Source organism: Verrucomicrobiia bacterium, assembly GCA_023953615.1.
GTDB lineage: Bacteria > Verrucomicrobiota > Verrucomicrobiia > Limisphaerales > JADLHS01 > JADLHS01.
The window spans coordinates 1,412,384-1,434,922 of sequence record JAMLJH010000001.1 but is presented as its reverse complement, the minus strand read 5'-3'; the positions used below and the strand labels follow the sequence as shown (position 1 = coordinate 1,434,922).

The window sequence follows — 22,539 nt, the reverse complement described above, 5'->3', positions numbered from 1 at the left end:
CAAAATCGTGACAAAATCAAGATTGACCGCACTGAACCGGGATTTTCAAAATCAGGCAACTGGGACGCCAACGCGGTCCCGATCCGTCACAACGAACCAAGCACCGACGCTTTCATTTTAGCAACATGGCCGACACACAGACGCATTTTTTCCGCGCAGACGAAACACAACTGGACCCGGACCAGAAAGCGTTGCAGATTAATCGCGACCACGCGAAGTATGGCATCTTCGCTGAAATCGGTGCCGGACAGGAAGTCGCGCGGCGGTTCTTCCGCGTCGGCGGCGCTTCGGGCACGGTGGCCAAAACCATTTCCGCCTATGACATGGCGGTGAGCGACGCGATTTATGGTCCGACCGAGCGGTACGTCAGCCGCCAGCGATTGCAGGCCATGTTGGATCGGGAATACCAGCTCTTGCTGCATCGCCTGGACCCGATCCGTGGCGAGCGCACCACGTTTTTCAGCTTTGCCAACACGGTGGCAACCCATAGTTACACCCGCAAACAGGAAGGCCAGGGTTGGATGGGCATCCGCTTCCAGGGCGAGCCGCGCCAATCCTTCTCCGAGATCATCGTTCACGTGCGGCTGTTCGATTCCGAACCCGCCCGCGAACAGGAAGCCATTGGCATCATCGGCGTGAACCTGATCTACGCGGCGTATTTTCTGCGGTCGCAACCGGAACGCTTGCTCGGTTCATTGCTTGATGGCTTGAACCGGCAGCGCGTGGAAGTGGATATGATCAAGCTGTCCGGTCCGTGTTTCGCCGCGGTGGACAACCGACTGATGACGCTGCAACTGGTGGAACAGGGGCTGACGCAGGCGGCGATGTTCCTGGCGGACGGCGAAACGGTGATTCCGGGGGAAACTCTGTGGCAAAAACCGGTGTTGGTGGAGCGCGGCAGTTTTCGACCGTTGACCACGCCGATGTTCGACATGCTCGAACGCGCCCGCGAACAATTTGAAATTGAACCAGGCCTGGATGGCGTGGCGCCGGTGATCCTGCTGGAAATGACCTTGAAACAATTGCAGGTTGGCGACGCCATTGACCGGCACGATTTTCTGGATCGCGTGGACCTGCTGCGGACTTTGAATCGCCCGGTGTTGATCTCCAACTTTCGCCGTTACCATCGGCTGATCCATTTTCTCTCCCGGTACACGCAAAAGATGATCGGCCTGCCGTTGGGCCTGATCCGCCTGCGCGACGTGCTGGACGAAAACAGTTACACCGATCTGGGCGGCGGCTTGATGGAATCGCTCGGGCAGATGTGTCGCCCCGGCGTGAAACTGTATGTGTATCCGTGGCTGGATCGCGCGACCGGTCAGGTGATCACGCTCGACAACTATCAACCGCCGGAAAAGATTAAACATCTGTACGCCCATCTGCGTGCCAACGGATTTCTCGAACCGATCCGCAACTTCAATCCGGATTACCTGGCCGTCGGCTCGAATCAAGTCATCACCGCGTTGCAAAACAACGATCCCAGTTGGGAAACACAGGTGCCCGCACCCGTGGCGGAGTTGATCAAAGCCAAGAACCTGTTCGGGCGGCGCTGAGGGAGTTCAGTTCCGCCTGCGGTGCTTGGCGACGAAATGAACGACCAGTTGATTCCAGTTCAACATCCGGACGCTTGACTGACGATTTGCTGGTTCTGAAAGGCAAGGACTTAACCCGGTAGAATTTCCCTTTTCGGAACTGAGATTTCAGGCAAGATTTTGCCGTTATGCGTGAAGTTAAGGCGTGGTTGGTTTTATTCGTTGCCGCAATTGCCCTGGTCGGGTGTAAGCGAACTGCTTCGGAGCAAAATGCGGATTCAACCGCCCCCTTCAAATCGGACTTCCGGGTCCTCGGACAATTTCATTGGGTCGGGAAAACCCAGATCCTGACCGCCACCAATACCTGGAAGTTGAAGCAAATCTGGGAACTGCCCGAGAGTGTTAAACTTGAGACGCAAATTTTCGACAAGCTGACGGCAGCTCTGAGCCAAGCGGTTGCCACCAACGCGGTACCGTCGCCGCTGAGCACGGCAGCCCTTCGCGGCATACTCGATGATTTGCTGCGGGAAGAATCCGTCGGGGAACTGCGCGGCACCACTAACGGTCCGATTGAGTTGGAGTTGGCTGTGCGCCTGCCATCAGATCGGGTGGAACTCTGGCAAAGTAATATAACCACCATTCTCAATCCGCTCGCTTCCGAAATCGGAATCACCCCGTCAATCAAGTGGGATCATTTGCAGGATTGGACCCTGCTGACGCTGACATCACCTGAATCAACCCAATCGGCTCCCGACTTGTTGGCGAACTTTCGCCAAAGACTTTTAACGCTGTCGGCCGCAACGGGAGGTTCGAGCACGAATTATTTCCTGGAGTTGCAACTGGATGATGCCCGATTGATGCGGAGTCTGATTGGTCGTACCGCCGTGCTACCAGCGATTGAATCATTGCGCCTGGGGATGTTTGGCACCGGTGAGGCCGTTAAAACTCGCGGCACCGTGACTTTTACGAACCCATTGCCACTGCCGTTGGCAGCATGGAACATCCCCTCCAATTCGATCAGCCAGCCGCTCATCAGCTTCTCTGCCTTGCGCGGATTCAAGCCGTACTTGGAGTCATTACCCTTTTGGCAATCGCACCAATTGGGGGCTGCGCCGGATCAGATTTTTTTCTGGTCACAGGACCAGGCGCCGTGGCTGCACTTTTTCACAACCCAGTCTCCGGACGCAAAATCACAGTTTCTGGCCCTCAAGGATTTCTTGCTGGAGCAGGTGAATCCGGAACTGGCACCAAACCGTCTCGGCGTCTTCACCTGGGCAACAAATGCTGATCAGGTGACTTGGAAAGGAGTGCCGTTTTGCAATCCCACCTTCACGCGATCTGGCACTGCTCTCCAAGGTGGGTTTGTGGCTAATGCCCCAACGAATCGCTCGCTGCCGGTGGAGTTTATTCAAAAGTTGGAAGCCGAACCCAATCTGGTCTATTACGATTGGGAAAACTCCGGCCCGCAGGTGGGCAACTGGCTTCAGATCGGTCAGTTGATGCGGCTGGCTTTCAGTCGCGCCCAGTTGGCCCACACCAATGCTGGGGCGCCATGGCTGCAGGTGCTGCACACCAATCTGGCTTTTTGCGCCACCAGTATGACCGCTGAGACGCCGCAAACCCTCGCGTTCGCGCGGTCCTCGACGGTTGGGTTCAGTTCAATTGAATTACAGTTGCTGGCGGATTGGTTTGATTCCCCGCATTTTCCGCGCGGGCTTTATACGCTGGATACGCCCCGTAAAGCGCTCGCCCCGGCGACTCACTCGCCGCAACGACCGCGTCAGTGACCCGATGATCATCGCGCGCAACCAAAAATTCCGCGTGGTGTTCCGGTGTTAGTACGATTAAAGTCCTGATATGAAACGCAACTTTGGATTCTCGCTGAGCGGCCTCAAGCGAAGCACCGTGGGGCTGGGCGTTTTAATCAGTGCGATCAGTACGGTCGCCGCGTTAACGGAGCAGCCGCCCTACGACGCTATCGCGGGACGGAATGTCTTTGGTTTGAAAACTCCGCCTGTGGCGACCAACGCGCCAACGGCCACCACCCCCAATCCGGCGCCGGGCATCGAGTTGCAGGGATTCACCACCATTTTGGGTCGCCCCCAGGTATTATTGAAAGCAAAGATTGCCGCCAAAGCGCCCGACCCGGCCAAAGAGAAGGCTTTGGTAATGGAGGTGGGGCAGCAGGAGGGGGACATTGAAATCGTGGCCATGGATGCGTATGCCGGAACCGTTAGCCTCAAAAATCAAGGCGAATTGGTTTCCTTGAACCTGAAGGATGATGGGGCAAAGCCCGTGCCCGGTCCCGCCATTGCCACTCCACCGGCCAATGCTGCGCCCGGCGCGCGGCCCAACCTGCCGGGTGTTCCGGCGCCACGCACCACGGCCGGGGCCGGCGGTACGGGCGTAACCACCATTGGCACGGCGGCCAACTCTCTGCCCGCTCGTCCCTTGCGCGCGGGAAGCACGGTGAGCGGTAGGGGCAATGGATCGGGCGGAAATCAGATTGATGCGCGCACCCTCACTCCCGAAGCGCAGCGAGCGCTGATTGAAGTGGAACGCGAACGCACTCGGGATGCGGTGGAGGCGGGTCGCATGCCGCCACTTCCAACACTACCGCCGCTGCGTTGAGTTGTTTGGTTTGCATGACTTGCTGATAGATTCAGTTGCCGTGTGGGTTGCTGGCGATGAAAATACTGGATCGAATTTCACTCCTGTTTCCAACTATAGCGGTTTAATTAAAGTTGTCGCCGTGGCCCCGAACGAGTGTAACCCCATGAAGGTGGGGTCCGGATGGGGAATGGCGACTCGGTCCGCGAGGTTTTGGACTGCGGCAGTCTTCTGCCGCTTTCCGGTCGCGGGCCGATGATTCCACAGCGGCAGCAGACTGCCGCAGTCCAAGACGCAGTCGCGCCGGTGCTCGTTCCGAACCAAGGGCGGTCGCCCGCGTGACCCCAACGCTTGGCTTGAGGTTGGAAGGCCGTTGCGCCATGTCGGCGGCTATAGGAATACTTAAAATGCCCTAAACGCGCTCACTGGAAATACTCTGAAAAACCCACTTCTTGTCCCCCTTACATCGCGATTTTAGAGGCAGAAATGGCGGTCAGCAATTGAGTATAGAGCGTTAAGTGACTTATGTGCAATAAGTTACGTTTTAAAAAATAAAATGAAAAATTGTTCAAAAAAACATATAAAACTATTGACGGCTTGTCCCCCTTCTGAGATAGTCAACGCGCACGGTAACTAAAAACCATAAAACTATGAGAACAAAAACAATACTTGCAGCCGCGGCATTCATCGCGGCCGGAGCTCTGTACTCCACAGCGCAGTCCAATGTGTATTCACTGAATATCGTTGGATATGTTAATGTCCAGTTGGAAGCCAATAAGTTGGCGCTTGTTAGCAACCCACTGATACCGACAGATGGTAATAATGATATCAACAACACCTTCAAGCTTGCTGATGGTAGTTCTGATGGTAGCCAAGCTTTTGTTTGGAACACTGGCACAGCCAGTTGGGTTTCGACCGAATGGATCGATGGCTTAGGTTGGACCGATGCGATCAATGTTGGTTTAGGCGAAGTGGCGTTCATCAATCCTTCCAGTAACCAAACAATAACATTCGTCGGAGAAGTTGCTACGGGAACGACAACCACCACTCTAGGGTCTGGATTGAGCTTGGTTGGAAGTAAGATTCCTGTGGCTGGCCCGGCGCCTGGCTCAAGTGTTGGTAATGACGGAGACTCAGTGTTCACTTGGAGTGGCAATAGTTGGAACTCCTTTGAATACATTGGCGGGTTCGGATGGACATCTGACGATGAGAACGGCCCTTCAGTGGGGGTTGCTGAAGGCTTCTTCTACAACAACACGGGTGCCGCTTTGACTTGGTCAACAACCTTGAATCCCTAATATTTAGTCTTAGTCACCGCAGTTAGTGAAATATCAAACGAATACTAAAAAATAAAAGTAAATTACTTATGAAAAAAACATTGATAGCAGCAATAGCAGCAGTTGCTATAGGTACAGTTGCTTACGGGCAAGGTCTCGTGCAATTTAATAACTCAGGGACTACTCTTGTTAACGTAGATCTCGGTGAAGGACTAGTTCCCGCCGCGGCTAATAGTGGGTTCGTCCAATTATTGTGGGCGCCAGTTGGAACGACAGATTTATCTTTATTCCAACCGACCTTAAATGCAGCAAGTGGAAACATTACTGCAGATGGGGCTGCGAGATTCATCTCGGCTGGTCGCTTCTCAGGGGGAACGATTACAATACCAGGAATAGCGCCAGGCGGTGCAACCGCACTGGTCGTGCGGGGCTGGTTGGGCACGGCTGCGACGTGGGATGAAGCACTTGCTCAAGGAGCCGCGACAGGGTGGAGTGCCATCTTTACTATGAGTGAGACTGGAAACCCGACAACGGTGCCAGCCGGGACGCCGATTGCCACATCAGGCTCATTCCCTGCCGGTATGGTGATTGCCATTCCTGAGCCAACCAGCATGGCATTGGCTGGTTTGGGTGCAGCGGCGTTGTTGATCTTCCGCCGCCGTAAGTAATCTAATCCGTCTATTTCAAGAGCCGCTCTTAGGAGCGGCTCTTTTTTTATTCGCTCCTTGAGGAGGACAAGTTCAACCGCATCCCAACAATACGTAAACGGAAAGGCGAGGGGGTAGGAATCGGGGAACATCGCTGTTCTCTGCGGTAGTCGTTCGCGCCCTTGTGGACGACATCCCTGCCGCCTCCAACTGAAAGGATTACCGGATGATCAGGATGGAATGATCTGCGAAATACGGAAACGGAGAAGGCTTGGGAAAGATAGCCGCAAAAAAGCGCATAAAGCACAGGAACAAAGACCTTTCTTTGTGATCTTTGAGTTCTTTACGGCTTCAATTCCACCTTATCCTGTCCATCCTGTCATCTTGTCGATTAGAGAAAATATAACCGCGAAATACGCGAAATACGCGAACGAGGAAAGCTTCGGAAGGATAGCACAAAAAAGCGCATAAAACGCAAAAACAAAGGTGTTTTTGTACTCTTTGAGTTCTTTGCGGCTCTAATTCTGCCCCATCCTCTGTACCTCGGTGTCTCGGCGGCTACAGCAGTTTAATTAAAGTTGCAGCCGTGGAACCGAACGAGCGTAACCCAATGCAGGTGGAGCACGAATGGGGAATGGTGCCTCTGTCCGCGAGGTTTTGGACTGCGGCAGTCTTCTGCCGCTTTTCGGTCGCGTGCCGATGATTCCACAGCGGCAGAGGGCTGCCGCAGTCCAAGACGCGGTCGCGCCGGTGCTCGTCCCGAACCCAGGGCGGTCGTCCGTTTGACCCCGACGCTTGGCTTGAGGTTGGGAGGCCCGCTGCTATGAAGGAAAAAATCAAGCGACCACGGCTTTATTTAATCCGCTCTAATCCTTCCCCCCTCATTCTGTGGCTTTACAATGAAACCGTACTGCCACTTTTATGCTGAGGAGAATTTTACATTCCACTTAAATTCAAAGTTTACTTGAGGTTCTGTAATGCGGCGGGATAATCCCACCATGAGGTTGACAGCAGATGATAAAGGGCGGTTGACGTGTATGGAGTTATTTCGACCCAAGGCCACGTTTGACGTTCGCCGTCAACCGGATGGTACGGTGCGCATTGTTGAATTGGTGGAAAAAAATGTGCCCATTGTTCAGTCGGTTCAGCTCGCCGACGGGCTGCTCGTTTCTCCAGTTAAAGTTAGTCGGGAAACCATCCGAGCGGCATTGCGCGCAGATCGCGAAGCACGATGACGGCTTACTGGGGCAGTTCCGCAATTATCGCTGCCTGGATTAATCCGGAAATCCGGATGCGTCTGCATCGGGAACGCGGAGTTACGCGCACCCATAGCTTGGTCGAGGTTTTCTCGGCTTTTACCGGAGGCGATTTAACGATTCGGCAAGGTGCCGATGAAGCGGCGCGCACCATTGCTAATTTGGCGCAAGATTTGGACCAGACGGAGGTGGTGGCGGCGCTACGACTGGCTCATGTCAAGGGCCTGCGCGGCGGGCGGGTGCATGATTACTTGCACGCTGTCGCGGCGGAAAAGATCCAAGCGGAAAAGCTGTTGACGGTTGATCGCGGCGATTTCAATGGAATCACCGTCTTGGAAATCGAGCAACTTGGTTAGTGACATTCGCCGCTTGATGTCCCTTCATTCAATCCGCTGATGAATCCTTTCGAGCAATGACAGCCAAGCCAGTGTTCTGTTCCATCTTTGACCGTTCTTTCTGGCGGCTTTCGCTGTTATTGGTCATTTGTGTGGCGGCAGCGTACGTCCCCGTTTTCCAGGCAAATTTTGTTAACTTCGATGACACACGCTACGTCTATGAAAATCGGTTGGTCTCGAACGGATGGACTTGGGAGGGGACAAAATGGGCGCTTTCCACAGCATTCATGGGTAGTTGGCATCCGTTGACCTGGTTTAGCCATTTTACGGATGTGGAGTTTTACGGGTTACAGCCGACGGGTCACCATGTGACCAGCCTGATGCTGCACCTGCTGAATGTGCTTCTCAGTTTCGCATTGCTGCGAGTCCTTACTGGAGCCTTGTGGCCCAGTGCGGTGGCGGCAGCCGTGTTTGGCCTGCATCCCCTGCATGTTGAGTCCGTTGCCTGGGTTTCGGAACGGAAAGATGTCCTGAGTGCGTTCTTCGGCTTGTTAACTTTGCTCGCTTATTGGGGGTACGTTCGAGCCAAATCGCCCGCGCCTTCATCCTCGGCCACCTTTACCCATTGGAGCGCCAAACCAAAAATCTGGTACGCGGCAGCCTTGAGCTTTCTGGCGTGCGGTTTGATGAGTAAACCCATGCTGGTGACCTGGCCGTTACTGTTGCTGCTGCTGGATTGGTGGCCACTACAACGGATCCAATCCACAAACGCCGCATCTCGATTACGCGTTTTGGGTTGGCGGCTCTGGGAAAAAATTCCCTTCTTCCTACTGGTGGGTGGGGTGGCCTATCTCACTTGGCGAACCCAGGATCAAAGTCAGGCAATCCAATCCTTAAGTGAACTCCCCTTGCCAACTCGATTCACCAATGTCCTGCACTCGTATTTGGTTTACCTGCGCCAATTTTTCTGGCCGGTTGGTTTGGCCATGTTTTATCCGATGCATTCCTGGTCATTTGGCGTTCTGCTCACGGCCGTAGCTGTCCTTGTCGGATCAAGCGTTTTAGCCTGGCACACGCACTGTTCACATCCTGAGTTTACGACGGGATGGCTCTGGTATCTGATCGTTCTTTTTCCCGTCTGCGGGTTGACTCAAGCGGGTCTGCAGGCGCATGCGGATCGTTATACCTATCTGCCGTCATTGGGGTGGAGTCTGGCGTTGATCTGGCCACTGACGGCTGTTTTTAATCGGCGTTCCAAAGGTTCTTATTTTTGGCGTGTATTGCTTGGCGGATGGTTGCTGGTCCTGGGGGCGCGGACCTATCAACAAACGCGAGTGTGGCAGAATTCTGAAGCCTTGTTTCGACATGCGCTGGCCGTGACCTCGGGGAATTTCATGGCGCATCAAGGACTGGGCGAGGAGCTAACCCGGGTCGGTCGGGATGCCGAAGCAAAGCAAGAATTTACCACCGCGCTGGGACTTTATCCCAAGCTCCCCAGCGCGCGAAACAATCTGGCGGTGATTCTTTTGCGAGAAGGTCGCTACGATGAGGCGTTGCACCTGCTTCAGGACGTCTTGGCCGAAACGCCAGACTTGGTCATAACTCATTTTAACCTGGCGCAGACGTATGAAAAATTGCGGCAGCCGGCTCAAGCGGCGCTCGAGTATAAACTGTTCCTGACTGCCCAACCCGATGATGCTGAAGCGCGCGCCGGATTTGCGCAGGCGCTGAATCAAGTTGTGGCCGCACCGGAGGCGCTTGAGCAACTGCAGGAGCTGCACCGGCATTTCCCAGAGGATAGCCAGATTACACTGTTGTTAGCCGGGCAAGCTCAGGCCGAAGGAAAGTTTGCGACTGCGGTGATCGCGTATGAATCAGCTCTGGCCTTAGCTCCGGAATCTGCGGAGCTTCACAACAATCTGGCTTGGGTATTGGCGGCTTGTCCGGATGCTAAAGTGCGGGATGGAGCGCGCGCCGTGCAGTTAGCTGAGCGTGCCTGTGAGTTGACCGGCTTCCAGCAACCGTTGTTTCTCGGCACACTGGCGGCGGCTTATGCGGAAGCGGGCCAGTTTGATGCTGCTGTCGCGACGGCGCAAAAGACCATTGAGCTTGCGACGGCGAGCAATCAGGCCGATCTGGTGGCGCGTAATACCGAACTGCAAAAGTTGTATCGGGCGCGACAACCATTTCGCGAACCTTCCAAGTAACGTCGCGTTAGGCTGCGCTTCGATCTCTCGACGACTGAAAGGCATCGGGGTTGAACGCATCTTTATGTCCTCGAATTCTGAGGAAGTGGTTTGGCGGTTTTCACAAATTGAGGTAGGCTAATCCGCGTTAATCTGGGAGTTATATTTTGTATGAGTCGTTATTTTAGGGTTTCACTCAGTCAAGCTCGGCGTCATTTCGGCGCCGGGCTTTTTGGTTTGGTTGGATTGCTGTTGCCTTTGTCGGGTTGGGCGGCCTTGCCGATTACTGGACCAGAAGATCGGTGGGTCGAAGTTTCACCCGAAGAGCTGGTCGCCGCGCAGACGCCCGAGATTTCCGAGGGGTACGTGCCGCCGGTGACGGAACCGTCTCCCGCCGAAGTCGCGTTGTTTGGCGCTTACGCTTCGTCCGTGCAACAACGCCAGGGCGCGCTGTCGGGGAAAATTGTCTATATGAACAGCGGTCATGGTTGGACGTTTGACCCCACTTACTGGCGTTTGCAACGCGGCGTGGGCAACGACATGAACGAGGATTACGGCAACCTGGATCAACTGAATTTCTTCGCCCAATACTGCTTCAACGCCGGGGCCACGGTGGTTTCGTTTCGACCGTTGGGACACCAAACCAACGAGGTGATTCTCGATAACGATGATCCGGGAGTGACGTTCACCGGCAGTTGGTCCGACAGCGTTCAAACTGTCTTTTGGGGTTCGCCCGGTGATGTCCCTTATCGGTTTGCCTCGTTAAATGCGACGGAAACAGCGATTGCTACTTACACTCCCAATATTCCCGTCGCGGGTTTTTATCCGGTTTATACCTGGGTGCTGAACGGTTCAGATCGTGGTGATCAGCTTTATCGCATCCGACACACGGGCGGTGAGTCGCAGGTGCGTATTCCGCATCACATGGTGGGGAATGGCTGGATTTACCTGGGCGAATATTATTTCAACGCGGGAGCGAATGCGGCGCTCGGCTCCGTTGTCGTCAGTAATTTGCGTGGTTCGCCGACTGGCACGGTGGTGATTGCGGATGCCATTCGCTTCGGCAATGGGATGGGCTCGGTCAATCGGGGCAGCGGCGTATCGGGGTATCCGCGCGAAGACGAAAACATGCGTTACTGGGTGCAAGCCAACTTGGGGCAGGGCCAATCCAGTTCGCTTTATGATGGATCAGGCGACGATGAAAGCGATAGCTGGTCCGCGCCGCCCAAGATGTCCGCGCACATGAATCGTGAGGCTGCCGGAACGATTATGGATCGGATTCACATCAATTTTCACTCCAATGCCGGCGGCGGGCGCGGCGTCATGGGTTTGATTACCGGCACGCCGACTCCCTTTCAAAGCGAACTGGCTTTCATGTGCGGCAAACAGGTGAATGATGATCTGGTGGCGCTTGGTTCGCCACCGCTGGAATACGCGTGGAACAACCGTGGCAACAGCGTCACCTATACCGGCGCGTATGGAGAAATTACCGGGAGCTATTTCAACTATGAAATGCCCGCCACGATCATTGAAGTGGCCTTTCACGATAACGCCAACGACGCCGCGTTGATGCGGGATCCCAAGGTGCGGGCGGCGGTGGCGCGTTCGTCCCTGCACGCGGTGATCAAATTCATGAATCAATACGATACGAACAATCCGCCGCCGTTGGCGTTTCTGCCGGAATCGCCTTCGAACGTGCGCGCGGCGGCTGGCGGCAATGGCCAGATCAATCTGGCGTGGGCAGTGCCCGTGGTCCAAGGCGGCAGTCAGGCGCCTACGAACTATGTTATTTATCGCTCGGCCAATGGTTATGGCTTCGGCAATCCAATTTCCGTTGGCAACCGAACTGCCTACACGATTTCCAATCTTACCGCAGGTGTGGATTATTATTTCCGCGTCACCGCCGCCAACGCGGGTGGTGAATCCATGCCTTCGGAAACGGTGGGTTGCCGCGCCGCAGCGAGTCCTGATGCTCCGCGAGTGCTGGTGGTTAATGCGTTTGACCGTATGGATCGTTCGGCCAACCTGCGGCAGAACGTCGTGGCGCAAAACTGGACCCGCCCTGGAAACGCCGGCAGCATCGAGCGGGTCTATCCACGTTGGAACAACGCGTTTGACTATGTCGTCGCGCATGGCAAAGCGATCAGTGCTGCCGGTTGGGCGTTTGATTCGTGCCAGAACGAGACCGTGGCGAATGGCCAGATTGCGCTGGCGAATTATGCCGTGGTGATCTGGGCGGCGGGCAACCAAGGGACGACCGATGAAACTTTCAAGAGCATTGAGCAAAGTCGGCTGACCGTGTACCTCAACTCCGGTGGGGCGCTATTCGCCTCCGGTAGTGAGATGGCCTACGATTTGGGACGACCTTCCGGGCCTACGCCGGCGGATCGCAACTTTCTACAAAATCAATTGCGCGCCGGTTTTGGCGCGGATAATTCCGGCAGCTACACGGTTACCGCCGTGGCCACGGGGATTTTTGCGGGTCGCAGCAGTGGCGTTTTTGACAACGGCAATAACGGAATTTATTGGGTCAAAGCGCCCGACGTTCTGTTGCCCGTAACCGGCGCCACGACTGCCTTGAATTACGCCAATGGGTCCGGGGCGGCGGCGGTGCAATACGACGGCGCGAACGGCGGTGGCCGGGTGGTCGTCTTTGGATTCCCGTTCGAGACCATCACCAGCTCGGTGCGGCGCAATGAATACATGCAGAACATTTTGAACTTCCTGGGCGTGCCGCCCGTAACCAACGCGCCGCCGGCAATTGTCGTGGCCCCGACCGGCGGGAAGGTCGTCACTGGCTCGAATGCCGTACTGACGGTGGTGGCAAGTGGCACGGCGCCGTTGAGTTATCAATGGCGTTTTAACGGAGTCAATATCCCGGGCGCCACCAGTTCCAGTTACACGCGCGCCAACGTCCAGTCGGCACATTCTGGCTTTTATGACGTGATGATTTCCAACGCCTGGGGACAGGCCGCCAGTACGCCCGTGTTGGTGGAAGCCATGTTGCCGCCGCTGCAGACGTTGTTCAGTGATAATTTTGAAATCAACACCATGAGCAACTGGATTCTGAATCGCAGCTCCGCCGATACGCGGATCACTTTTAATTACAATTATGCGACCGATGGAATTGCTTCCGCGCCCAATTCGGTCGGCGGTACGACGCGCGGCGTGAAGTTCGAGGCGAATCTGGCCAACGGCGTGGTTGCGGCGTTGAACATTTCTCCGGTGGGCCAAAGTTTTGGCGGCGATTATCGGCTGCATTTTGACATGTGGATCAATGCCAATGGACCGTTTCCGGATGGCGGTACCGGTTCGACGGAGCATCTCACCGCTGGTGTGGGCACGGCAGGTAATCGCGTGCAATGGAACTCGGGCACGGCGGACGGAGTTTGGTTTGCCGTGGATGGCGAAGGCGGCGCGGCGGATTCGGCCGTGACGGCGAGTGATTGGCAGGCGTTTATCGGTAGCACAGTGCAACTGGCTGGCAGTGGGGTTTATGCGGGCGGTACGGAAACCGAGATTCGTGGCAACGGACATTCCTATTACGCCGCCACTTTCCCCGGTGGCCAGACTGCCCCGGCGCTTCAGCAGGCCAATTATCCGCAACAAACCGGCGCGTTACCGACGGGCACAGTGGGTTTCGCTTGGCGCGATGTGATCGTCAACAAAATCGGTAACACCGTGGAATGGTGGATTGACGGGTTGAAAATTGCCTCGGTGCCCAATGCCAATCTTGCCGCCAGCAATATCTTTGTTGGCTATTGGGATGCGTACGCTTCTGTTTCCGACAATGCCAACCTCAGTTTTGGTTTGGTGGACAACGTCCGCGTGGAGCGGTTCGTGACCAACGTGCCGCCTTACATCACAACGCAACCGGCGTCGGTGCAGGCCGCCACCGGTGCGAATGTTTCGTTCTCCGCCACTGCCGGCGGCACCGCACCGTTGACCTATCAATGGCGCCACGACGGCACCAACATTACCGGAGCCAATTCCAGCACGTATGCGATTGCCGGCGCCCAGGCAATTCACGCGGGAGATTATTCCGTGGTGATCACCAACGCGAGCGGCACCGTGACGAGCAGTCTGGCCGCCTTGGCCCTGTCGCCCAGCGCTCCGTTGAAATTCGCGACGTTTCAGGCGGGAGCGACAGGTTTGCAGTTGCAAATCTCGGGTGATCCCGGATTCGCGGTGGAGATTCAAACGTCCACGAACCTGACCGATTGGTCAGTGTTAACCAACGTGGTCAATCCCACCGGCACCTTCTGGTTCACCAATCAACCGGATTCCAACGTGCCCGAACAGTTCTTCCGCCTGCGTTATCCGTAACGGTTGCGCGCGTGGCGCGGTTGAAGTGACGAAACGTAGGCGTGGTTCAAGCGTGCAAACGGGCCAGCGCGCGTTGCGCCCGTTCCAGCCAGGCCGCATCTGGCAGCGCATACGGTCGGAAGGTTTCCGTCCAGCCTTCCTGACCGTTGTAAAGGATGGCGCGATGCAGACCGAGATTATTGGCGGCTGGCGATTCGATCAAACTGGCCGAGTCGTTCGAGCTCATCTGGAACACCACGCGCGTTTCAAATTCACTCACCGCTTTGCGGCTCAGAAAACGCATCACGTTGTTGTAGCTGTCGCAAGTGGCGATCACATGAAAGCCCAGTCCCGCGCCTTCGGTGATGAGTTGATTGAATTGCAGACCGGGATCAGACGCGATGGTGGCATCCAGGGAAAAGCTCTTCTCCTCGTCAAAGCGCAGTTTCTTGTGAGTTTGCAAGCCATGCACCAGCACGAAAGTTTCCGGACCTGCGGCGCCGGTTTGCTCCGCGCGAGCCTGTTGCTCAGTTGCCAGTGCGGACAGGGTCGCCTCGATTTCGTTCGCGTGAAGAATTTTGATCTCATGCGGAATCAACGCGGCGATCCGCGTCAAAAATCTGGCTTCGGCGGAATCGGCTGGGCTGCAATCGAACACCAGAAACCGCGCCTGATTTTTTGGTAATTGGGTCGCCAAGGCCAGCGCCGCCAATCCCAGCATGGTGAGAGCGGCCTCATGACGTTGACCAACGATCAACAAATGGCTACCGCTTTGCCGGCGAAACTCGACTGTCGTTGGGCCTTTGATGGAATTGGGCGCGCCCAGCCAAACGTGCGGGGAGCTGGTGGCTTGCAGTGCGGTCGAATCCAGCAATGATTGTAACACGAGATTGTCGGCGACATTGGCGGGCGCGTTGCCTTCAAAAACGATGGGAACGTGTTTCGCCAAGGCTGGTAAATCCGCCGCTCGTTGCGTTGCCAATGCGGCCACTTTGCTCAGCCATTGGTCGCGAACTTGATCCGGCAGCCAGACGACTTGAAACGGGCTGTTGCCTTGAATCGCTCCACCCGCATCATTGTAAATGGCCTCGCCGGGCCGGGACAGCAATCGCGGCGCGGGATTGTCCTCGTTCATGATCAGGTAGGCGTCGGCTTCATTACACTGTAACGCGACGCGCACCACCATTTGGCCGATTGTCGCCCGCGCCAACGTGTACGCGCCACCGAGGGTTTGCGAACCGAGCAGCACATGAATGCCGAACGCGCGACCTTGCCGGACGATCCGATCCAGCAACAGCGCGGCGCCTTGCGAAATGCGATCGTCTTCGACAAACAGCTCCTGAAATTCATCAATCAACAGCAGCACGCGCGGCATCGCGGTAGCGGCGGCGACTTCGTCGCCTTCTGTTCGGGGGGAGTTTGGCGACGGAGACGTCGCGGCTACCGCCGCCTTGTAACCGGCGATATTTTGCGCGCCAAGTTTTCGAAATAAATCTCCGCGCCGTTTGAGTTCGTCATCCACGCGCTGCAAAACGCTGAGACCGAACTCGCGATCGCTCTCGATGGCAATGACGCGCGCCTGCGGCAATTGGTGCGTCGCGTACGTCTTGAACTCGACGCCCTTTTTGAAGTCCACGAGATAAAATTCCACCTGATCCGGGCTGCACCAGAGCGCGAGGTTGGTGATGATGACGTGGAACAATGTGGATTTGCCGGAGCCGGTTTTGCCCGCGACCAATCCGTGTTGGCGCGTGCCTTGGCCGAGCGCGAGATATTGCAGTTTGGTCGCCCCGGTGCGGCCAATGGGAACGCGCAATTCGTGGGTGGTATCCAGACTCCAGTACTCCGCCGCGGGCGGGGCGACTTCCTCGAACGGCATCTCCACGCGGAAGGAATCAGTGCTGGCCTTTCCGACTTGCTGAAGCAATCGGGTAGTTAATTCGGCGTCCGGTGGTTGGTCGAGCGTGAGTTGCACGCCACTCCAGTTGGTGGGAGTGGTCTCACTGATGGGCGCGGATTTTCCCAAACCGTCCGGCGATTCGGTCCCGGTGGCGGTTGTCCCGATTGGCGCTCCAGCGAGAGTAAACCCATCGCCGCGACTGACGATGCGAATCGTGTTACGTCGCAGTTCATCGGGAGAAAATTCGGCGGGGGCCACCTTGCGTTGATCCCAGTGCAACAGGAGATGCACGCCGCAGCGCGGGCCGCTGGCGGCAATGCTCAACAGGCGTTTGGCGGCGATTTCCGTGAAGCTGGTCGGAAAATCAACGATGACCAGAAAATGATACTTCTCGGCCAGCCGCCCGGCTTGGGCGTTGTATTCCGCGAGCGAGGGATACTCGTTGCGTAGATACATTTGCGTCACCTTTTCGATGTGCTCGTTCAGCTCCGCGAGACGCTCCTCGATTTGCGCGGGTTGTGTCCAGATGCGGCTGTGGATGAGGCGCTCCTCGAAATCGGCCAGGTGCATCAAACCGGCGAAGTTCTGTCCCAGCCCGACCGGATCAAAAATGGTGAAAGCCAATCGGCCCGGCGGCGCGCTGGTGAGCAAGCGTAGGATGATATTATTCAACGCGCCAATGATCGGCGTTGGGCTGGACGTTTTGGTCTCGAATAAAACCGAAGCCTGGCTGGGCACCACCAATTGCAGCGGGACGTTCAACTGCCGTTGCTCGGCCGACAATAATTGCGTTTCGGCAAGCGGCACGTCACAAAATTGTTCCAGGTCGAGGCGCAAGGAGCTGAACGGGGCGACGGCAAGGAAATTATCCGGCACCTCAAAAGTATGCCAATAGTCGGAAACCCAGGCCGGAAAAGTTTTTTGCGATTGAGCGGCCAGCTCGTGGAGTGAACTCAAAATTGGCAGCACGACGGTCTGCCATTGGTCTTCAATCGCGCGCCATCCGGTTTCACGCGTTTCATTACTGCGCGCCAGACTTTCCGTATAACGGCTTTCGCGCGCCCGGCTTTGAGCGACGACTTGTTCATTCAGGCGCGCTAGGGCTTCCGTCTTCCCGGTGGCGATTTGATGGAGCCGGTGCTGATGCCTTTGCTCCACAGTTTGATGTAGTCGCGCGGCACGCTCGTTTAGCTGCATTGCGTGTTGCTGCCCGGTTTGACGATTTTGCGCGTGCGCCTGTTTCCAGGCGTGATTGATTTGCTGACTCGCCGTGGCGAACGTGGATTGAATTCGTTCCGCCTCAGCTTGAAAATGAGCCTCGGACCGCTGCGCGCATAAACCGGCAAGTTGACGTCCGCAAGCCCATGCGGTCGCCGCCGCTTTCACCGGACGGGTCAGGAGTTTTCGCGTGAGGAAGTAGAGCGCCAAAATGCCGATGCAACCAACGCCGCCACCGATCCAAACGGAAGTGGGGACCGCGGTAAAGTCAAAGCGACGCAAGGCCGGCGTCAACACCAAGAGCAGCACTGCCACCAACACGAAACAGAACCAGAGGCGAAAAAATCGGAAGAACAACGGGAGTACCAAAGCTTTGCAGCGCGCGATGTGGCTGGCGGCTGAATCGCGTTGCGCGCGAAGTTGATTGAGCAACTCGTCAGGCGTCGCTTCCGTTTTCGTGAGTGCCGTCGGAGCTTCGGCCTCAACCGCGCGCGCCAAGCCGCCGAAGCCGGCCAGCGTCTGGTGAAATTGTCGGGACAGCTCCTGGAGCGCGGCTTCTTCGTTGGCCAGCTCCGCGCTGAACTGTTCGTGAGAAACTTGATTTTGCCGGGTGGCTTCGTCGCGACGTTGCTCGGCCGCCAGAATGCCCTGCTGATTATCGAACGTGTTTTTACTCTCAAGCTGTTCGGCTTCGCGTTGACGTTGTAACCGGGCGTTTTCCAGCGCGCGCCGCAAGCGTTCCTGGCGCTGAGAGTAATACGATTCCTGATGAGTCTGGTTGGTCGCGGCGTTGGCCTCAATGCGCTCAGTCGCTGATTTCCAGTGCTCGCGCTCCGACGCGGCCGCCTGCTTGTCTTGAGCTTGAAGCTGGTGGGCGCGGAGTGCGGCTTCCGTTTCCAATTCCCGCCGGCGCGTGATACAGGCATGCGTTTCGAGCCGCAGTCGTTCCAGTTGGGCGATGATTTCCGTTACGCTGCGCGGTTTATTCACAGTCTTGGCGGAGTTTGGCGAGAGTGCGTTCAAGAGATTCAATGGTCGCGATGGCTTGATTGACGGCTGGAGTCAGTTCGCTCATGAAGCGCTGCTCGAATTCCCGGCTTTTGGCGTCGTTCCAATAGTGTTTGGTTTGCTCCCATTCCGTTTTCAGTTCGTTGGTCAGGCTGGTCAGGCGATTTTGAATGGCGCTCATGAGAGTGGCGCCTCCGGCAGATGGGTAGTGTCCGTGCTCGAAACCTTGGCGACCACCGCCGAACCAGTGGCTGCGAGTTCCGTGTACGCGGCAATATGGCGAACCACCTCGTTCAGAAAGGCGAGCGCCTGATCCAGATCGCGATCCAAAAAATGGCGGAGTTTCTCGACCTGGCGCGCGGGCATCTCGACGCGAGTATCGTATTGTCGTTGCCATTGCGAAACGGCGCGGCGCTTGTCTTCGGCGGCACCGATGGCCTGGCGCAGTTTTTTAACGGCCATCTGCTGGTTGATCGAAGCGTCACGCAAGTCGGAGAGTTGCGCGCTGAGCAATTCCTGTTTGGCACGCTCCAATTCCCGTTCGAGCCGGCGGATCTGGTTCTGCCAATGAGTAGGCCGATCCGTTTCCAGCCACAGCCGCGTGCGGGTCACCAGGTCGGTGGTTTCATCCAGCGCGCTTCGCGCCTTGGTGCGGTAGATGATGAGTTTGGCGCGGAAAGCTTCGAGAGCTTCCAGCGAAGTGACTTTGGCGCGCGACTCGGGCATGCGGTTCAGTGCTGGTTGAGATACTCCTCAATGCGTTGCGCCTTGCGCAACAGGAACGGAGTGTGTTGATTCGAGCTTTCGATGAATTTCTTCAGCACCTTCATCGTGTCGCGGAACTCCTCGGAAAATTTGGCGTGTTCTTGATCCTGCCACGAGTCACCCAACGCGGCAAAGCGCGCCTGCAAAAGCGACATGCGATTCTGCACTTCGAGATTGAAGCGCTTCAACTCTTCAGCAAACCGGCGAACTTCGCCGGGATCCATGATGGCTTGAGGCATACGTGCGTTTGATTAAGTTTTTCCCGGTGAAACTTACCAAAGCTCGGCGGCAGCTTCCAATGCGAATTGCGAAGCAGCCTTGTGAAAGCGCAATTTCACCCGACCGTGGGCGTACTCTGGAGCGGATGCGCGGCGCAATGCGCGGCGATGAAATGCGGTGGTGGAGAATTTACATTGCGGGCGCCAGGTCTGCCGCCAGGGCGAGACCGGCATCCACCGGGAGAATCGCGTGGATCACCGCCGGCACCGCGCTTCGAGGCGGTCGCACTTTGGCGGTCAATTCTTCAAACAGACACGGAAAAACCAGTAAAGGACTTTCAGTTTTCCAAGCCAGCTCGGCCGCCCGATCGGCCGCACGAGATAGATTTTTAAACAACTCGGGTTGGGTTGAGCCGGACAGCACTGAGCGCAACAACTGCCGTTTGAGCTGGTAGAGGCGCGTGTGCAGCCGATCGCGAGCCGAAGCTTCCATTGCGAAGGCGGGGCCGGTCCGGTCAACTACCAGCGTCGGAATGGTCCGGCGCGGATAGGCAAATAGATGCCCGGCGAAGCTGACGCGTGATGTATTTCTCATACCGGCCTGCCCTGATCGGCAGGACTAAATTAACTAGACGTTGGAGATCGGGAAAGCTTTCAAAAAATTTTTCGGGAATAGGGACTCGACAAGTCGCGGTGGAATTGTTTCTGTTGGTGGCACAATTAGCCGCTACGAAATGAGATTGCGCACTGTTGAAATTCCTGACGGACGCCGCCGCTGCCCGTCAGCCGCCCGCGGCGTCCGTTGGTCGCGCCGTTGGCGGATGACGTTGAGCGCCCTCGGGGTCTTGGGATTGTGGTTGGGCACGGGTTGCGCCACGCCGCACGGCGAAGGCGTGAAACTTACCGAATTGTCCGACCGGGTGCGCGTCGAGATCAACGGCCAATTATTCACGGAATACGTTTTCAAGGAGGTCTCACGTCCGTTTTGCTACCCGCTGTTGGGTCCCGGAGAGACGCCGATGACGCGTAACTGGCCGATGCAGACCGTTCCTGCGGAGAGTCACGACCACAAACACCAACGTTCATTCTGGTATGCGCATGGCAATGTGAACGGCCAGGACTTTTGGAGCGAGGAGGATCGGGCGGGGCAGATTCGGCATGAAAAGTTTACTCGATTGCAATCCGGATCGAAAGAGGGCGTGATTCAAGCGCGCAATCAATGGGTGGCCAAGGATGGCACGGTGCTTTGCACGGACGATCGGACGCTGCGTTTCTACAATCGTCCGGACCACGAGCGCATCTTTGATTTTGAAATCACGCTGCACGCCGGGAAGACCGATGTGACTTTTGGCGATACCAAGGAAGGGACCATGGCTTTGCGTCTGGCGGAAACCATGCGCGTCAAGCCGAACCGGGATAACGTCGGCAAACCCGGCGGTCACATTGTGAACAGCGAAGGAGTTCGCGATGATGCCGCCTGGGGCAAACGCGCGGCGTGGTGTGATTATTATGGTCCAGTGGACGGCAAAATAGTCGGCGTTGCGGTGTTCGATCATCCCCAGAATCCGCGCTTTCCAACCTGGTGGCACGTAAGGGATTACGGGCTGTTTGCGGCCAATCCATTCGGGCGACACGATTTTGATAATCTGCCCGACAAGACGGCCGGCAACCTGGTCATTGCCGCTGGACAGAGTGTGACGTTCCGTTACCGTTTTTATCTCCATGAAGGAGATGAGAAACAGGCCCGGGTGGCCGACCATTTTGCCGCGTTCCTCCAATCCAAGTAACTTTTTAAGCTTATGAAAATGCTCGATCGTCGTTCGTTTCTGAAACACTCAATGCTGGCGGCGGCCTCCACCAGTTTGCTGCCCGCTTGGAGTCGGGTTGCCGCGCAGTCCAGTACGGCGTTGCGGGTTCCCGGCGCCAATAGCGACATTCACGTTGCGGTCGTTGGCCTTAATGGCCGGGGTCGCGATCACCTTTCCAGTTACTTGAAACTGAAGGGAGTCCGCGTGGTCGCCGTGTGCGATGCGGATCAAGAAGTGTTGGATCGCACCGCGGCCAAGCTTAAAGAATCCGGCGGCACCGTTGCGACCTATGCGGACCTTCGGAAGCTTTTGGAAAATCCGGACATTGATGCGGTATCGTTGGCGACTCCGAACCACTGGCATTCGCTGGGAACGGTTTGGGCCGCGCAAGCGGGCAAGGACGTATATGTCGAGAAACCGGTTTCCCATAACGTATTTGAGGGGCGGCAGGCGGTTCGCGCCGCGCGAAAGTATCAGCGCATCGTGCAAAGCGGCACGCAATGCCGCTCCAGTCAGGGACTGATCGAGGCGGTGGCCTGGGTGCAGTCGGGACAATTGGGAAAGATCCTCCGCGCGCGCGGGTTGTGCTACAAGCGTCGGGCGAGCATTGGCAAAGTGGAGGGGCCGCAACCAATTCCGGCCAGCGTGAATTATGACCTGTGGTGCGGCCCGGCACCCCAGGAGCCATTACTGCGCAAGCACCTGCATTATGACTGGCATTGGGTCTGGCCCACCGGCAATGGCGACCTGGGAAATCAAGGCGTGCATCAGGTGGACATCGCGCGCTGGGTGTTGGGCGAGGCAGAATCCGCCCCGCGCGTCTTCACCGTGGGCGGCCGGCTGGGCTACGTGGATGACGGCACGACACCCAATACGTTCGTCATGTATCACGATTACCAATCCGCGCCGTTGATTTTTGAAGTGCGCGGTCTGCCGGCCAAGAGTGGTGAGGACAAGATGGACAACTATCACGGCGCCAGCATCGGGGTGGTGATTGATTGTGAAGGAGGTCGCATGGTGATTCCCAGTTACAATAAGGCCATCGTCTATGACCGGAACGACAAGGAGATCAAAAAGTTTGAAGGCGGCGGCGATCATTACGCCAATTTCATCGCGGCCGTGCGCAGTCGAAAGGCGGATGATTTGCGCGCGGACATTGAGGTCGGCCACGTTTCTGCGGCCCTGTGTCACACGGCCAACATCTCCTACCGGCTCGGACAAAAACTGACACCGGATCAACTGCGCGCCAAGGTGCGCGAAAACGCCGATTTGGCGGAGGCGTACGGCCGCATGGAAGAGCATTTGAAAGCAAACGCGGTGGATTTGGATCAAACTCCGCTCACGTGGGGCGCCGCGCTCAATCTGGAGGTTAAAGCCGAGCGCTTCGTCAACAATGAAGCCGCGAACGCGATGCTCACGCGAAACTATCGTGCGCCGTTTGTGGTGCCGCAACAGGTCTGAAACCAGCGCGCCA

Annotated in this window: 15 protein-coding genes; 10 read left to right on the top strand and 5 right to left on the bottom strand. The window is 56.6% G+C overall.

Annotation, left to right across the window (positions count from 1 at the left end):
• Positions 1 to 125 precede the first annotated feature (125 nt).
• The 8 genes from M9920_06005 (at position 126) to M9920_05970 (ending at position 14,169) form a co-directional block, all read left to right on the top strand.
• Complete coding sequence (locus M9920_06005; protein MCO5051839.1) at positions 126 to 1,553, top strand: TonB-dependent receptor; 1,428 nt, start codon at positions 126 to 128, stop codon at positions 1,551 to 1,553.
• Between the two features lie 167 nt (positions 1,554 to 1,720).
• Complete coding sequence (locus M9920_06000) at positions 1,721 to 3,319, top strand: hypothetical protein (GenBank protein ID MCO5051838.1); 1,599 nt, start codon at positions 1,721 to 1,723, stop codon at positions 3,317 to 3,319.
• Positions 3,320 to 3,389: 70 nt separating this feature from the next.
• Positions 3,390 to 4,163 (top strand): hypothetical protein, encoded by a 774-nt coding sequence (locus tag M9920_05995; GenBank protein ID MCO5051837.1) that lies wholly within the window; start codon positions 3,390 to 3,392, stop codon positions 4,161 to 4,163.
• A gap of 629 nt (positions 4,164 to 4,792) precedes the next feature.
• On the top strand, positions 4,793 to 5,440 hold the full coding sequence (locus M9920_05990) for a hypothetical protein (GenBank protein ID MCO5051836.1): 648 nt from the start codon (positions 4,793 to 4,795) through the stop codon (positions 5,438 to 5,440).
• Between the two features lie 68 nt (positions 5,441 to 5,508).
• Positions 5,509 to 6,087: a PEP-CTERM sorting domain-containing protein gene (locus M9920_05985; protein ID MCO5051835.1), complete on the top strand. Its 579-nt coding sequence runs from the start codon at positions 5,509 to 5,511 to the stop codon at positions 6,085 to 6,087.
• Positions 6,088 to 7,297: 1,210 nt separating this feature from the next.
• On the top strand, positions 7,298 to 7,678 hold the full coding sequence (locus M9920_05980; protein MCO5051834.1) for a hypothetical protein: 381 nt from the start codon (positions 7,298 to 7,300) through the stop codon (positions 7,676 to 7,678).
• 56 nt (positions 7,679 to 7,734) lie between these two features.
• Positions 7,735 to 9,864 carry a tetratricopeptide repeat protein gene (locus tag M9920_05975; GenBank protein MCO5051833.1) on the top strand — a complete coding sequence of 710 codons (2,130 nt, stop codon included), beginning with the start codon at positions 7,735 to 7,737 and terminating at the stop codon, positions 9,862 to 9,864.
• Between the two features lie 150 nt (positions 9,865 to 10,014).
• Positions 10,015 to 14,169 carry an immunoglobulin domain-containing protein gene (locus tag M9920_05970; protein ID MCO5051832.1) on the top strand — a complete coding sequence of 1,385 codons (4,155 nt, stop codon included), beginning with the start codon at positions 10,015 to 10,017 and terminating at the stop codon, positions 14,167 to 14,169.
• 46 nt (positions 14,170 to 14,215) lie between these two features.
• Here M9920_05970 and M9920_05965 read toward each other — a convergent pair whose 3' ends face one another.
• The 5 genes from M9920_05965 to M9920_05945 form a co-directional block, all read right to left on the bottom strand.
• Complete coding sequence (locus tag M9920_05965; GenBank protein MCO5051831.1) at positions 14,216 to 18,256, bottom strand: FtsK/SpoIIIE domain-containing protein; 4,041 nt, start codon at positions 18,254 to 18,256, stop codon at positions 14,216 to 14,218.
• Entirely contained in the window at positions 18,249 to 18,455 is a 207-nt protein-coding gene (locus M9920_05960) for a hypothetical protein (protein ID MCO5051830.1), read from the bottom strand. The genes M9920_05965 and M9920_05960 overlap by 8 nt, the downstream gene beginning before the upstream one ends.
• A complete protein-coding gene (locus M9920_05955; GenBank protein ID MCO5051829.1) occupies positions 18,452 to 19,000 on the bottom strand; it encodes a hypothetical protein in 549 nt (182 codons plus the stop codon). Before M9920_05955 ends, M9920_05960 begins: the two co-directional genes overlap by 4 nt.
• A gap of 5 nt (positions 19,001 to 19,005) precedes the next feature.
• Entirely contained in the window at positions 19,006 to 19,278 is a 273-nt protein-coding gene (locus M9920_05950; protein ID MCO5051828.1) for a WXG100 family type VII secretion target, read from the bottom strand.
• 169 nt (positions 19,279 to 19,447) lie between these two features.
• Entirely contained in the window at positions 19,448 to 19,852 is a 405-nt protein-coding gene (locus tag M9920_05945) for a hypothetical protein (protein MCO5051827.1), read from the bottom strand.
• Between the two features lie 139 nt (positions 19,853 to 19,991).
• Between M9920_05945 and M9920_05940 the strand changes: the two genes are divergently transcribed.
• Together M9920_05940 and M9920_05935 are read left to right on the top strand one after the other, a co-directional pair.
• On the top strand, positions 19,992 to 21,044 hold the full coding sequence (locus M9920_05940) for a PmoA family protein (protein MCO5051826.1): 1,053 nt from the start codon (positions 19,992 to 19,994) through the stop codon (positions 21,042 to 21,044).
• Between the two features lie 12 nt (positions 21,045 to 21,056).
• A complete protein-coding gene (locus M9920_05935) occupies positions 21,057 to 22,526 on the top strand; it encodes a Gfo/Idh/MocA family oxidoreductase (protein ID MCO5051825.1) in 1,470 nt (489 codons plus the stop codon).
• Positions 22,527 to 22,539 lie beyond the last annotated feature (13 nt).

Excerpts from the sequence above, each read along its gene's own strand:
- M9920_06005 (MCO5051839.1), top strand. The coding sequence starts at position 126 with ATGGCCGACACACAGACGCATTTTTTCCGCGCAGACGAAACACAACTG.
- M9920_06000 (MCO5051838.1), top strand. The coding sequence starts at position 1,721 with ATGCGTGAAGTTAAGGCGTGGTTGGTTTTATTCGTTGCCGCAATTGCC.
- M9920_05995 (MCO5051837.1), top strand. The coding sequence starts at position 3,390 with ATGAAACGCAACTTTGGATTCTCGCTGAGCGGCCTCAAGCGAAGCACC.
- M9920_05990 (MCO5051836.1), top strand. The coding sequence starts at position 4,793 with ATGAGAACAAAAACAATACTTGCAGCCGCGGCATTCATCGCGGCCGGA.
- M9920_05985 (MCO5051835.1), top strand. The coding sequence starts at position 5,509 with ATGAAAAAAACATTGATAGCAGCAATAGCAGCAGTTGCTATAGGTACA.
- M9920_05980 (MCO5051834.1), top strand. The coding sequence starts at position 7,298 with ATGACGGCTTACTGGGGCAGTTCCGCAATTATCGCTGCCTGGATTAAT.
- M9920_05975 (MCO5051833.1), top strand. The coding sequence starts at position 7,735 with ATGACAGCCAAGCCAGTGTTCTGTTCCATCTTTGACCGTTCTTTCTGG.
- M9920_05970 (MCO5051832.1), top strand. The coding sequence starts at position 10,015 with ATGAGTCGTTATTTTAGGGTTTCACTCAGTCAAGCTCGGCGTCATTTC.
- M9920_05960 (MCO5051830.1), bottom strand. The coding sequence starts at position 18,455 with ATGAGCGCCATTCAAAATCGCCTGACCAGCCTGACCAACGAACTGAAA.
- M9920_05955 (MCO5051829.1), bottom strand. The coding sequence starts at position 19,000 with ATGCCCGAGTCGCGCGCCAAAGTCACTTCGCTGGAAGCTCTCGAAGCT.
- M9920_05950 (MCO5051828.1), bottom strand. The coding sequence starts at position 19,278 with ATGCCTCAAGCCATCATGGATCCCGGCGAAGTTCGCCGGTTTGCTGAA.
- M9920_05945 (MCO5051827.1), bottom strand. The coding sequence starts at position 19,852 with ATGAGAAATACATCACGCGTCAGCTTCGCCGGGCATCTATTTGCCTAT.
- M9920_05940 (MCO5051826.1), top strand. The coding sequence starts at position 19,992 with ATGAGATTGCGCACTGTTGAAATTCCTGACGGACGCCGCCGCTGCCCG.
- M9920_05935 (MCO5051825.1), top strand. The coding sequence starts at position 21,057 with ATGAAAATGCTCGATCGTCGTTCGTTTCTGAAACACTCAATGCTGGCG.